The 13,376-nt window shown below is 70.5% G+C and carries 13 protein-coding genes; all 13 read left to right on the forward strand.

Annotation, left to right across the window (positions count from 1 at the left end; all coding sequences use genetic code 11):
* Position 1: 1 nt before the first annotated feature.
* Positions 2-745, forward strand: coding sequence for a CDP-alcohol phosphatidyltransferase family protein (locus tag IE277_RS21575; RefSeq protein ID WP_189954848.1), 744 nt, complete (start codon positions 2-4; stop codon positions 743-745).
* A gap of 5 nt (positions 746-750) precedes the next feature.
* Positions 751-1,623: a glycosyltransferase family 2 protein gene (locus tag IE277_RS21580; RefSeq protein WP_189954948.1), complete on the forward strand. Its 873-nt coding sequence runs from the start codon at positions 751-753 to the stop codon at positions 1,621-1,623.
* Between the two features lie 59 nt (positions 1,624-1,682).
* A complete protein-coding gene (locus IE277_RS21585) occupies positions 1,683-2,612 on the forward strand; it encodes an ABC transporter permease (RefSeq protein WP_189954850.1) in 930 nt (309 codons plus the stop codon).
* Positions 2,613-2,652: 40 nt separating this feature from the next.
* Complete coding sequence (locus IE277_RS21590; RefSeq protein WP_189954950.1) at positions 2,653-3,465, forward strand: ABC transporter ATP-binding protein; 813 nt, start codon at positions 2,653-2,655, stop codon at positions 3,463-3,465.
* Positions 3,466-3,826: 361 nt separating this feature from the next.
* Complete coding sequence (gene hpnC / locus IE277_RS21595) at positions 3,827-4,723, forward strand: squalene synthase HpnC (protein ID WP_189954852.1); 897 nt, start codon at positions 3,827-3,829, stop codon at positions 4,721-4,723.
* Positions 4,720-5,682 carry a presqualene diphosphate synthase HpnD gene (hpnD, locus tag IE277_RS21600; protein WP_189954854.1) on the forward strand — a complete coding sequence of 321 codons (963 nt, stop codon included), beginning with the start codon at positions 4,720-4,722 and terminating at the stop codon, positions 5,680-5,682. The genes hpnC and hpnD overlap by 4 nt, the downstream gene beginning before the upstream one ends.
* Positions 5,683-5,705: 23 nt before the next feature.
* Positions 5,706-5,834 carry a DUF6380 family protein gene (locus tag IE277_RS49575; RefSeq protein WP_373310843.1) on the forward strand — a complete coding sequence of 43 codons (129 nt, stop codon included), beginning with the start codon at positions 5,706-5,708 and terminating at the stop codon, positions 5,832-5,834.
* Entirely contained in the window at positions 5,831-7,264 is a 1,434-nt protein-coding gene (gene hpnE, locus IE277_RS21605) for a hydroxysqualene dehydroxylase HpnE (protein WP_229881890.1), read from the forward strand. The genes IE277_RS49575 and hpnE overlap by 4 nt, the downstream gene beginning before the upstream one ends.
* 68 nt (positions 7,265-7,332) lie before the next feature.
* Positions 7,333-8,397 carry a polyprenyl synthetase family protein gene (locus IE277_RS21610; RefSeq protein ID WP_189954954.1) on the forward strand — a complete coding sequence of 355 codons (1,065 nt, stop codon included), beginning with the start codon at positions 7,333-7,335 and terminating at the stop codon, positions 8,395-8,397.
* 115 nt (positions 8,398-8,512) lie between these two features.
* Positions 8,513-10,537, forward strand: a complete 2,025-nt coding sequence (shc, locus tag IE277_RS21615) for a squalene--hopene cyclase (RefSeq protein WP_189954856.1) — start codon at positions 8,513-8,515, stop codon at positions 10,535-10,537.
* A 1-nt stretch (position 10,538) separates the two neighbouring features.
* A complete protein-coding gene (locus IE277_RS21620; RefSeq protein ID WP_189954858.1) occupies positions 10,539-11,180 on the forward strand; it encodes a phosphorylase family protein in 642 nt (213 codons plus the stop codon).
* A 5-nt stretch (positions 11,181-11,185) separates the two neighbouring features.
* Positions 11,186-12,208 carry an adenosyl-hopene transferase HpnH gene (hpnH, locus tag IE277_RS21625; protein WP_189954860.1) on the forward strand — a complete coding sequence of 341 codons (1,023 nt, stop codon included), beginning with the start codon at positions 11,186-11,188 and terminating at the stop codon, positions 12,206-12,208.
* Positions 12,209-12,212: 4 nt separating this feature from the next.
* Positions 12,213-13,346 (forward strand): flavodoxin-dependent (E)-4-hydroxy-3-methylbut-2-enyl-diphosphate synthase, encoded by a 1,134-nt coding sequence (gene ispG, locus IE277_RS21630; RefSeq protein ID WP_189954861.1) that lies wholly within the window; start codon positions 12,213-12,215, stop codon positions 13,344-13,346.
* Positions 13,347-13,376 lie beyond the last annotated feature (30 nt).

A 13,376-nucleotide genomic window follows, 5' to 3' on the forward strand; every position in this document is an offset into this window, starting at 1 on the left:
CGTGCACCCCGCGGGGGTGAAGGACCGGCGCAGCGGTGAGCACTGGGCGGGACGCCTCTACATGCGCGAGGTGTCCCTGCGGGTCGACCGCTACCTGGTCGACACCAGGGTCACGCCCAACCAGCTCACGTACCTGATGACCGTCTGCGGTGTGCTCGCGGCCCCGGCCCTGCTGGTGCCGGGGATCGCGGGCGCCGTGCTCGGCGTGGTCGCCACCCAGCTGTATCTGCTGCTGGACTGCGTCGACGGCGAGATCGCCCGCTGGAGGAAGCAGTACTCGCTCGGCGGGGTCTACCTGGACCGCGTCGGCGCCTATCTGACCGACGCGGCCGTCCTCGTGGGTCTCGGCCTGCGCGCCGCCGACCTGTTCGGCAGCGGCCGTATCGACTGGCTGTGGGCCTTCCTCGGCACCCTCGCCGCGCTCGGCGCCATCCTGATCAAGGCCGAGACCGACCTGGTCGCCGTCGCCCGGCACCAGACCGGCAAGCCGCCCGTGCAGGAGGCCGCGTCCGAGCCGCGCTCCTCCGGCATGGCGCTGGCCCGGCGGGCCGCCGCCGCGCTGAAGTTCCACCGTCTCATCCTCGGCATCGAGGCCTCGCTGCTGATCGTGGTCCTCGCGATCGCCGACCAGATCCGCGGCGACCTGTTCTTCACCCGGCTCGGTACGGCCGTCCTCGCCGGCATCGCCCTGCTGCAGACCCTGCTGCACCTGGTGTCCATCCTCGCCTCCAGCAGGCTGAAGTGAGTGCCGTGAAGGTCGGCGCCGTCATCATCACCATGGGCAACCGGCCCGAGGAGCTGCGGGCCCTCATCGACTCGGTCACCAAGCAGGACGGCGACCCGGTCGAGGTGGTCGTCGTCGGCAACGGCTCGCCCGTCCCGGACGTCCCCGACGGGGTGCGCACGGTGGAGCTGCCCGAGAACCTGGGCATCCCCGGTGGCCGCAACGTCGGCACCGAGGCCTTTGGGCCCAGCGGCCGCGAGGTCGACATACTGCTCTTCCTCGACGACGACGGCCTGCTCGCCCGTGATGACACCGCGGAGCTGTGCCGCGAGGCCTTCGCCGCGGACCCGCGGCTCGGCATCGTCAGCTTCCGTATCGCCGACCCCGACACCGGCGAGACCCAGCGCCGCCATGTGCCCCGGCTGCGCGCCTCCGACCCGATGCGCTCCTCACGGGTGACCACCTTCCTCGGCGGCGCCAACGCCGTGCGCACCCGGGTCTTCGCCGAGGTCGGCGGCCTGCCCGACGAGTTCTTCTACGCCCATGAGGAGACCGACCTGGCCTGGCGGGCCCTCGACGCCGGCTGGCTGATCGACTACCGGTCGGACATGGTGCTGTACCACCCGACCACGGCACCCTCGCGGCACGCGGTGTACCACCGCATGGTCGCCCGCAACCGGGTCTGGCTCGCCCGGCGCAACCTCCCCGCCCCCCTGGTCCCGGTCTACCTCGGGGTCTGGATGCTGCTCACGCTGCTGCGCCGCCCGTCCCGGGCGGCTCTCAAGGCGTGGTTCGGCGGGTTCCGGGAGGGCTGGACCACTCCGTGCGGTCCGCGCCGCCCCATGCGCTGGCGGACGGTGTGGCGGCTGACCCGGCTGGGCCGTCCTCCGGTGATCTGAGAAGCTTCTCTTACCCGAAGAGAGCAAGCTTCTTACCAAGAGAGTCCGGATTTCCACTCGTGAGTCACACAACGCATGACGGCGGTGTCGCGGTGAGCGCGATACCGTCGCCCGACGAGGGGCTGACGGCGGCGCAGCTCGCCGCCACGCACGGGCTCGCCGTGAGCGGCGCCCGGCCCTCGCTGGCCGAGTACATCCGTCAGCTGTGGGGACGGCGCCACTTCATCCTCGCCTTCTCGCAGGCGAAGCTGACGGCGCAGTACAGCCAGGCCAAGCTGGGCCAGCTGTGGCAGGTGGCGACACCCCTGCTCAACGCCGGCGTGTACTACTTCATCTTCGGCGTGATCCTGCACGCGAGCCGTGGCATGTCCCAGGACGTGTACATCCCGTTCCTGGTCACGGGTGTGTTCGTGTTCACGTTCACCCAGAGTTCGGTCATGACGGGCGTCCGCGCGATCTCCGGGAACCTGGGCCTGGTGCGCGCCCTGCACTTCCCGCGCGCCTCGCTGCCCATCTCCTTCTCGCTGCAGCAGCTCCAGCAGCTGCTCTTCTCGATGATCGTGATGTTCGTCGTGGCGATCGGCTTCGGCAGCTACCCGGGCCCGGCCTGGCTGCTGATCGTGCCGGTCCTGCTGCTGCAGTTCCTGTTCAACACCGGACTCGCGCTGATCGTGGCCCGCATGGGCGCGAAGACCCCGGACCTCGCCCAGCTGATGCCGTTCGTCCTGCGCACCTGGATGTACACCTCGGGCGTCATGTTCTCCATCAACAAGATGATGGAGGGCCGCTCGGAGCTGGCGGTCCGGCTGCTCCAGGTCAACCCCGCCGCGGTCTACATGGACCTGATGCGCTACGCGCTGATCGACGGCTACGGCGCCGCGAACCTGCCTCCGCATGTGTGGGCCATCGCGCTGTTCTGGGCCGTGGCCGTCTTCGCCGGCGGTTTCGTGTACTTCTGGAAGGCGGAGGAGAGGTACGGCCGTGGCTGAGCAGAACGCCGGGCACGACGCCGGGCAGAACGCCGGACGGATTACCGGGCCCGACGGCGAGCCGGCCCCCGCGCAGGGCGCCGTCGACCGCCGCCCCACCGTCATCGCGGACAACCTGCACATCGTCTACCGCGTCAACGGCGCCAGGACCGGCAAGGGCAGCGCGACGGCCGCCCTGAGCCGGATCGTGAAGCGTGGCTCCGACGAGGCGGCACGCGGGGTGCGCAAGGTGCACGCCGTACGCGGGGTGTCCTTCGTCGCCTACCGCGGCGAGGCCATCGGTCTCATCGGCTCCAACGGCTCGGGCAAGTCCACGCTGCTGCGCGCCATCGCCGGTCTGCTGCCCGCCGAGCGGGGCAAGGTCTACACCGACGGCCAGCCCTCGCTGCTCGGTGTCAACGCGGCCCTGATGAATGACCTGACCGGTGAGCGGAACGTGATCCTGGGCGGTCTCGCCATGGGCATGTCCCGGGAGCAGATCAAGGAGCGCTACCAGGAGATCGTCGACTTCTCGGGGATCAACGAGAAGGGCGACTTCATCACCCTGCCGATGCGGACCTACTCCTCCGGTATGGCGGCCCGGCTGCGGTTCTCCATCGCCGCCGCCAAGGACCACGACGTCCTCATGATCGACGAGGCGCTCGCCACCGGTGACCGCACGTTCCAGCGGCGTTCCGAAGAACGCATCCGGGAACTGCGCAAGGAGGCCGGCACGGTGTTTCTGGTCAGCCACAACAACAAGTCCATCCGTGACACCTGCAACCGCGTCCTGTGGCTTGAGCGCGGGGAGCTGCGCATGGACGGACCGACCGAAGAGGTTTTGAAGGAGTACGAGAAGTTCACGGGCAAGTAGTCCGTTTCGGCCAGGGCCCCGCCGGAGACGGTTCGGCGGGGCCCCGCGTCCGTAAAGGAACTGTCAACTCCGGCCTGCGCCAGGAATCTTGGAACGGATCGGTGTGTTGTTGTGATGCGTAGTACACCCCGACGGACCTTGCTGCGTTGTACAACGTAAGCTGTACCGGTGCCGGAAAGTGGCAAGTGGGGCGATAACGCGCGACACCCTGCGCCAGGGCGACCCCCGCGAATTGCCGGGCGGCGTGTCCGAAATAGTGTGTATTGGGTCGGCGGTGTAGAACGGGAGATGTGACGGCAATGGCTACGGAAACTCCCCAGCTCAACGCAGCATGTGCCGTCCCCGTCCGGGGCAGCGCCCGATGACCGCGAGCGAGACGGCGCCTCACCTGGAGAGCGCCACCCTGGACAAAGCCGCGAGTGAGAACTTTCCCGTGGCCCCTTTCTTCCTGCCCCGGGCGTGGCGCGAGGACCTCATGGCCGTCTACGGCTTCGCCCGTCTGGTCGACGACATCGGTGACGGCGACCTCGCCCCCGGCGGGGCCGATGCCCGCGCGCTCGGCGTGTCGCCCACCGAGGCCGAGGACCGCCTGCTCCTCCTCGACGCCTTCGAGGAGGATCTGCGCCGGGTCTTCGACGGCACCCCGGGCCATCCGCTGCTGCGCCGCCTGCAACCCACCGTCCGCCGCCGCCGTCTCACCCCCGAGCCCTTCCTCGGCCTGATCGCCGCCAACCGCCAGGACCAGCTCGTCACCCGGTACGAGACCTACGACGACCTCCTCGCCTACTGCGAACTGTCCGCCAACCCCGTCGGCCGCCTCGTCCTCGGCGTCACCGGCACCTCGACCCCCGAGCGGATCCGGCTGTCCGACGCGATCTGCACCGCGCTGCAGATCGTGGAACACCTCCAGGACGTCGCCGAGGACCTCGGCCGGGACCGGATCTACCTCCCGGCCGAGGACATGAAGCGCTTTCACATCCAGGAAGCGGATCTTGGCGCAAAAACCTCAGGCGCATCGTTGCGCGCCCTGGTTGCATACGAAGCACAACGCGCCCGTGCTCTGCTGAATGAAGGCGCCCCCCTGGTGGGTAGCGTCCACGGCAGACTGAAGCTGCTGCTCGCGGGGTTCGTGGCGGGGGGAAGGGCGGCGATCCGGGCGATCGCCGCCGCCGAGTACGACGTACTTCCCGGCCCGCCCAGACCCGGCAAGGTCCAGTTGCTGCGTGAGGCGGGCGTGATCCTGCGAGGAGAGGGGTGATCCGGACCGTGGATTCTCCGTCGCACGTGTCCGCACCGGTACTCGCCGCCTACAGCTACTGCGAGACAGTCACCGGCCAGCAGGCCCGTAACTTCGCTTACGGCATCCGTCTGCTGCCCACGGCCAAGCGCCGCGCCATGTCGGCGCTGTACGCCCTTTCCCGGCGCGTGGACGACATCGGCGACGGCGATCTGGCCGACGAGGTGAAGCTGAAGCGGCTGGAGGACACCAGGGCGCTGCTCGCCCGGGTCCGGGAGGGCGAGGTGGAGGAGGACGACACCGACCCGGTCGCGGTCGCGCTCGCCCACACCGCACGCGCTTTCCCGGTCCCGCTCGGCGGCCTCGACGAGCTGATCGACGGCGTCCAGATGGACGTACGCGGCGAGACCTATGAGACCTGGGACGACCTGAAGGTCTACTGCCGGTGTGTCGCCGGCGCCATCGGCCGGCTCTCGCTCGGCGTGTTCGGCACCGAACCGGGAGCGCGCGGTGCCGAGCGCGCCTCCGAGTACGCCGACACACTCGGTCTCGCGCTGCAGCTGACCAACATCCTCAGAGACGTCCGCGAGGACGCCGAGGGCGGCCGGACCTATCTGCCCGCCGACGACCTGGCGAAGTTCGGCTGCTCGGCCGGGTTCGGCGGGCCTACTCCACCCGAGGGCTCCGACTTCGCGGGCCTCGTGCACTTCGAAGTGCGGCGGGCCCGCGCCCTTTTCGCCGAGGGCTACCGGCTGCTGCCCATGCTCGACCGGCGCAGCGGCGCCTGTGTGGCCGCCATGGCCGGCATCTACCGCCGGCTGCTGGACCGCATCGAGCGTGACCCGGAGGCCGTGCTGCGCGGCCGCGTCTCGCTGCCCGGGCGCGAGAAGGCCTATGTCGCCGTGCGCGGCCTGTCCGGTCTGGACGCCCGGCATGTGACCCGCCATGTCTCGCCGCGTTCCGTCAGGAGGCGCGCCTGATGGAGCTCGCCGAACCAGGAGAGATGGACCTTCCGAAACCAGGAGGCACACGGCAGGCAACCCTGCGCCGCGGCGTGGCGTCCCTGACTGCGACAGCCGACCGTGCACCGTTCGACCTGCACGCTCGGGACGCATGGAAGGACGCACGATGAGCGACGGCTCATACCCCGCACCGGCGCACGGCGCCGCGGGGGACGAGGGCGCGGCAGCCCGCAGCGCCGTCGTGGTCGGCGGCGGTCTCGCCGGGATCACCGCGGCGCTCGCGCTCGCCGACGCCGGCGTCCGCGTCACCCTGCTCGAAGGCAGGCCCAGACTGGGCGGCCTCGCCTTCTCCTTCCAGCGCGGCGAGCTGACCGTCGACAACGGCCAGCATGTGTATCTGCGCTGCTGCACCGCCTACCGCTGGTTCCTCGACCGGATCCAGGGCGCGGCGCTGGCACCGCTGCAGGACCGCCTGGACGTGCCCGTCGTCGACGTCGCCAAGCCCGAGGGCAGACGGCTCGGCAGACTGCGGCGCGACGCGCTGCCCGTCCCCCTCCACCTGGGGCGCAGCCTGGCCGCCTATCCGCATCTCTCGCTCGCCGAGCGTGCCGCGGTCGGGCGGGCCGCGCTCGCGCTGAAGGGGCTCGACCTCGCCGATCCGACCCTGGACACCCAGGACTTCGGCAGCTGGCTGGCCGCGCACGGCCAGTCGGCGCGTGCCATCGAGGCCCTGTGGGACCTGGTCGGGGTCGCCACCCTCAACGCGGTCGCGGGCGACGCCTCGCTGGGGCTCGCCGCGATGGTGTTCAAGACCGGTCTGCTGTCCGACCCGGGCGCGGCCGACATCGGCTGGGCCCATGTCCCGCTGGGCGAACTGCATGACCGGCTGGCCCGCAAGGCGCTCGACTCCGCGGGCGTGCGTACCGAGGTCCGTACACGCGTCACCTCCGTCTCTACCAACGAAAACGGCACCTGGAGCGTTCAGGTTCCCGGCGAGCGCCTCGAAACCGACGCCGTCGTCCTCGCCGTACCCCAGCGCGAGGCCCACGACCTGCTGCCGGCCGGCACCCTCGACGCGCCCGAGCAGCTGCTGAGGATCGGCACCGCGCCGATCCTCAACATCCATGTCGTCTACGACCGCACGGTGCTCGCACGCCCCTTCTTCGCGGCCCTCGGCACCCCCGTGCAGTGGGTCTTCGACCGCACGGCCGCCTCCGGACTCGGCGCGGGACAGTACCTCGCGCTGTCCCAGTCGGCCGCGCAGGACGACATCGACCTGCCGGTCGCCGAGCTGCGCGAGCGCTATCTGCCCGAGCTGGAGCGGCTGATCCCGGGCACGCGCGGCGCCGAGGTGCAGGACTTCTTCGTGACCCGGGAGCGTACGGCCACGTTCGCCCCCACCCCCGGCGTCGGGCGGCTGCGGCCCGGCGCCCGCACCAAGGCCCCCGGCCTGTATCTGGCCGGAGCGTGGACCGCCACCGGGTGGCCCGCGACCATGGAGAGTGCGGTCCGCAGTGGAGTGAGCGCGGCCGACGCCGCCCTCAGCGCCCTGGGACGGCCCCGCCCCCGCCATCTCTTCGAGTTCGAGGAGGCGGCCTGATGCCCGCCAGGCACGCGGCAGGTCCCCGCACCCCCGGTACCGCAACAAGAGGAGAGACTGTGCCCACTGTGCCCCCGGCCTCGACGCCCGTACCACGGGCCGCGGTGGACGTGACCGCGCTGCTGGAGCGCGGCCGGACGCTGGCCACTCCGGTCCTGCGCGCGGCCGTCGACCGGCTTGCGTCTCCCATGGACACCGTCGCCGCCTACCACTTCGGCTGGATCGACGCCGCCGGCAACCCGGCCGACGGGGACGGCGGCAAGGCCGTGCGTCCGGCGCTCGCCGTGCTCTCCGCCGAGGTCACCGGTGCCGCGCCCGAGGTGGGCATCCCCGGCGCCGTCGCCGTCGAACTCGTCCACAACTTCTCGCTGTTGCACGACGACCTGATGGACGGCGACGAGCAGCGCCGGCACCGCGACACGGTCTGGAAGGTGCACGGCCCCGCCCAGGCCATCCTGGTCGGCGACGCCCTGTTCGCCCTCGCCAACGAGATCCTGCTGGAGCTCGGCACGGTCGAGGCCGGCCGCGCCACCCGCCGCCTGACCACCGCCACCCGGGCCCTGATCGACGGTCAGGCCCAGGACATCTCCTACGAGCACCGCGACCGCGTCAGCGTCGAGGAGTGCCTGGAGATGGAGGGCAACAAGACCGGCGCGCTGCTCGCGGCCTCCAGCTCCATCGGCGCGGTACTCGGCGGCGCGGACGACGCCACCGCCGACGCGCTGGAGAAGTACGGCTATCACCTGGGCCTCGCCTTCCAGGCCATCGACGACCTGCTCGGGATCTGGGGCGACCCGGACGCCACCGGCAAGCAGACCTGGAGCGACCTGCGCCAGCGCAAGAAGTCCCTGCCGGTCGTCGCCGCGCTCGCGGCCGGCGGCGCCGCATCCGAGCAGCTCGGCGAGATCCTCGCCGCGGACGCCAAGAGCAGCGACTTCGAGAACTTCTCCGAGGAGGAATTCGCGGCCCGCGCGGCCCTCATCGAGCAGGCCGGCGGCCGGGACTGGACGGCCGAGGAAGCACGCCGTCAGCACACCATCGCCATCGAAGCCCTCGACGCCGTCGACATGCCCGGCCGGGTACGCGACGCCTTCACGGCGCTCGCCGACTTCGTCGTCGTACGAAAGAGATGATCACTATCGGTCGAACACTCGCGTAGTCGCCGGCCGGTGCCGCAGCGCTTGCGGACACCGGCCGACGGCGGACCCACAGCAGCACGACTTCGCACGACTGCACGAAGGGGAAGCCATGACAGCGACGACCGACGGAAGCACCGGGGCGACTGTCCCGCCCCACGCTGCCGCGGCCAGCGACACCGCACTCACCGCCCCCGAGACGGCCGGGGTACAAGAAGCCGCCGCGCGCGCCGCGCGCCGCGCCACCGACTTCCTGCTGGCGAGCCAGGACGACCAGGGCTGGTGGAAGGGCGACCTGGAGACCAACGTCACCATGGACGCCGAGGATCTGCTGCTCCGTCAGTTCCTGGGGATCCGCGAGGAGGAGACCACGCGGGCCGCCGCGAAGTTCATCCGCGGCGAGCAGGGCGAGGACGGCACCTGGGCGAGCTTCTACGGCGGGCCCGGCGAACTGTCCACCACCGTCGAGGCGTACGTCGCCCTCCGGCTGGCCGGCGACGCGCCCGAGGCCCCGCACATGGCGAAAGCTTCCGCCTGGATCCGCGAGCGCGGCGGGATCGCCGCCTCCCGGGTCTTCACCCGGATCTGGCTCGCCCTGTTCGGCTGGTGGAAATGGGAGGACCTGCCCGAGCTCCCGCCGGAGCTGATCTACTTCCCGAGCTGGATGCCGCTGAACATCTATGACTTCGGATGCTGGGCCCGGCAGACCATCGTGCCGCTGACCGTCGTCTCGGCCAAGCGCCCGGTCCGCCCGGCCCCCTTCCCGCTCGACGAGCTGCACACCGACCCGGCCCGGCCCAACCCGCCCAAGCCCTTCGCCCCGGTGGCCAGTTGGGAGGGCGCCTTCCAGCGGCTGGACCGGGCCCTGCACCAGCTGCGCAAGGTCGCTCCGCGCCGGCTGCGCAAGGCCGCGATGAACTCCGCCGCCCGCTGGATCATCGAGCGGCAGGAGAACGACGGCTGCTGGGGCGGTATCCAGCCGCCGGCCGTGTACTCGGTCATCGCCCTGTACCTGCTCGGCTACGACCTGGAGCATCCGGTGATGCGCGAGGGTCTCGCCTCGCTGGACCGGTTCGCCGTGTGGCGCGAGGACGGCGCCCGGATGATCGAGGCCTGTCAGTCCCCGGTGTGGGACACCTGCCTCGCCGCCATCGCGCTCGCCGACGCCGGGCTGCCCGCCGACCATCCGCAACTGGTCAAGGCGGCCGACTGGATGCTCGGCGAGGAGATCGTGCGGCCCGGCGACTGGGCCGTGAAGCGCCCCGGACTGCCACCGGGTGGCTGGGCGTTCGAGTTCCACAACGACAACTACCCCGACATCGACGACACCGCCGAGGTCGCCCTCGCACTGCGCCGGGTCCGGCACCACGACCCCGAGCGTGTGGACCGGGCCATCGGGCGCGCCGTGCGCTGGAACCTCGGGATGCAGTCGAAGAACGGCGCCTGGGGCGCCTTCGACGTCGACAACACCAGCCCGTTCCCGAACCGGCTGCCCTTCTGCGACTTCGGCGAGGTCATCGACCCGCCGTCGGCGGACGTCACCGCGCATGTCGTGGAGATGCTCGCCGCCGAGGGACTCGCCCACGACCCGCGGACCCGCCGGGGCATCGAGTGGCTGCTCGCCGAACAGGAGCCGGACGGTTCGTGGTTCGGCCGCTGGGGTGTCAACTACATCTACGGCACCGGCTCGGTCGTCCCCGCGCTGACCGCCGCCGGGCTGCCCGGCTCGCACCGGGCGATCCGGCGCGCCGTCGCCTGGCTGGAGAGCGTCCAGAACGACGACGGCGGCTGGGGCGAGGACCTGCGCTCCTACAAGTACGTCGAGGAATGGAGCGGCCGGGGCGCCTCCACGGCCTCACAGACCGCGTGGGCGCTGATGGCGCTGCTCGCGGCGGGGGAGCAGGAATCCAAGGCCGTCGAGCGTGGTGTCCGGTGGCTGGCCGAGACCCAGCGCGAGGACGGCACCTGGGACGAGCCGTACTTCACCGGCACCGGCTTCCCCTGGGACTTCTCCATCAACTACCACCTGTACCGGCAGGTCTTTCCGCTCACCGCGCTCGGCCGCTATCTGCACGGCGACCCCGTCGAGCGCGGCCTGCTCGCCAGAAAAACGCTGTCCGAGGCGAAGGTGAGCTGAATTGACCAGCCGCCCCGCACCCGCCCCGCTGCTGATCGCCTGCGCGCTCGGCATCGAGCAGCTGGCCCTGCGCACCGGGGACAGGAACGGGGCGGACGGGCCGGTCTCCTTCCTCCGCACGGGCATGGGCCCCCGCGCGGCGGAACGCTCCGTCACCCGGTGGCTCGCCGGTCCGGCGCAGGCCGACGCGGCCGTGCTGGCCACCGGCTTCTGCGCCGGGCTCGCCCCCGGCATGCACCCCGGTGACCTGGTGGTCGCCGAGGAGACCCGGGATCCGCGTGGCAACGTCACCTGCGTGGGCACCGAACTGCTGGTCAAGGAACTCGTGCGGCTGCTGCCCGGACGCACGGTCCACACCGGCCCGCTCACCGGCGCCGACCATGTCGTGCGCGGCCCCGAGCGGTCCCAGCTGCTCGCGACCGGAGCGATCGCGGTCGACATGGAGTCGGCGGCCACGCTCCTCGCCGCCGTCCGCCGCGGCGTGCGCCCGGTTGCGGCCGTACGGGTGGTCGTGGACGCTCCAGAACATGAACTCGTCCGGATCGGCACGCTGCGCGGTGGAATATCTGCTTTCCGCGTTCTTCGTTCCGTTCTTCCTGCATTTTATGAATGGCACCGTTCTTTGTTGCTCCCCCGGAGGTGAGCCAGATGGCCATGCCGCTGCGTCAGTCCATCAAGGTCGCTACATACCTGGCCGAACAGAAGCTCCGTAGGCGGGACAAGTTCCCGCTGATCGTCGAGCTTGAGCCGCTCTTCGCCTGCAACCTCAAGTGCGAGGGCTGCGGCAAGATCCAGCACCCGGCCGGGGTGCTCAAGCAGCGGATGCCGGTCGCCCAGGCCGTGGGAGCCGTGCTGGAGTCCGGTGCGCCGATGGTCTCCATCGCCGGCGGCGAGCCGCTGATGCACCCTCAGATCGATGAGATCGTCCGCCAGTTGGTGGCCAGGCGGAAGTACGTCTTCCTGTGCACGAACGCGATGCTGCTGCGCAAGAAGATCGACAAGTTCAAGCCCTCTCCCTATTTCGCCTTCGCGGTGCATATCGACGGGCTGCGTGAGCGGCACGACGAATCCGTCGCGAAGGAGGGCGTGTTCGACGAGGCGGTCGAGGCCATCAAGGAGGCCCAGCGGCGCGGCTTCCGGGTGACCACCAACTCGACCTTCTTCAACACCGACACCCCGCAGACCATCGTCGAGGTGCTCAACTTCCTCAACGACGACCTCAAGGTCGACGAGATGATGATCTCGCCCGCCTACGCCTACGAGAAGGCCCCCGACCAGGACCACTTCCTCGGTGTGGAGCAGACTCGCGAGCTGTTCAGGAAGGCCTTCGCCGGCGGCAACCGCGCGAAGTGGCGCCTCAACCACTCCCCGCTCTTCCTCGACTTCCTGGAGGGCAAGGTCGACTTCCCGTGCACCGCGTGGGCGATCCCGAACTACTCCCTCTTCGGCTGGCAGCGCCCCTGCTACCTGATGAGCGACGGGTATGTGCCGACGTACCGGGAACTCGTCGAGAAGACCGACTGGGACAAGTACGGCCGCGGCAAGGACCCGCGCTGCGACAACTGCATGGCGCACTGCGGCTACGAGCCCACCGCCGTCCTCGCCACCATGGGCTCCCTGAAGGAGTCGCTGCGGGCCATGCGCGAGACCGTCTCGGGAAACCGGGAGTAAGGGCATGACCGCCGTCCCCTTGGGCGTTCCCGGGGTACCGGCCCGGCCGGTCGCACCGCGGCGGCAGTCGCGGCGGATCCACGTCGGGCCGGTGGCGGTCGGGGGCGGAGCCCCGGTGTCGGTGCAGTCGATGACGACGACCCGTACGTCCGACATCGGCGCCACCTTGCAGCAGATCGCGGAACTGACCGCGTCCGGCTGCCAGATCGTCCGCGTCGCCTGTCCCACCCAGGACGACGCGGACGCCCTCACCACCCTCGCCCGTAAGTCGCGGATCCCGGTGATCGCGGACATCCACTTCCAGCCGAAGTACGTCTTCGCGGCCATCGAGGCCGGCTGCGCGGCGGTCCGCGTCAATCCCGGCAACATCAAGAAGTTCGACGACCAGGTCAAGGCGATCGCCCGCGCCGCCAAGGACCACGGCACGCCGATCAGGATCGGCGTCAACGCGGGCTCCCTCGACCGGCGGCTGCTGCAGAAGTACGGCAGGGCCACTCCGGAGGCGCTGGTCGAGTCGGCCCTGTGGGAGGCGTCCCTCTTCGAGGAGCACGGCTTCCGAGACATCAAGATCTCCGTCAAGCACAACGACCCGGTCGTGATGATCGAGGCCTACCGGCAGCTCGCCGAGGCCTGCGACTACCCGCTGCACCTCGGGGTCACCGAGGCGGGCCCGGCGTTCCAGGGCACGATCAAGTCGGCCGTTGCCTTCGGGGCATTGCTGTCCCGGGGCGTCGGTGACACGATCCGGGTCTCCCTGTCGGCCCCGCCGGCGGAGGAGGTCAAGGTCGGCATCCAGATCCTGGAGTCGCTCGGGCTCAGGCAACGGCGTCTGGAGATCGTCTCCTGCCCGTCCTGCGGCCGCGCCCAGGTCGACGTCTACAAGCTCGCCGAAGAGGTCACGGCGGGTCTGGACGGCATGGAAGTGCCGCTCAGGGTCGCGGTGATGGGGTGTGTGGTCAACGGTCCGGGCGAGGCCCGCGAGGCCGACCTCGGAGTTGCCTCGGGCAATGGAAAGGGGCAGATCTTCGTCAAGGGCGAGGTCATCAAGACCGTCCCCGAGTCGAAGATCGTCGAGACCCTCATCGAGGAGGCCATGAAGCTCGCCGAGCGGACGAGCCCCACAGAACAAATGAGTTGAGGCTGGACACGGATCGAGAGGGGGCCCAGC

The organism is Streptomyces alanosinicus (assembly GCF_014650595.1).
GTDB lineage: Bacteria > Actinomycetota > Actinomycetes > Streptomycetales > Streptomycetaceae > Streptomyces > Streptomyces alanosinicus.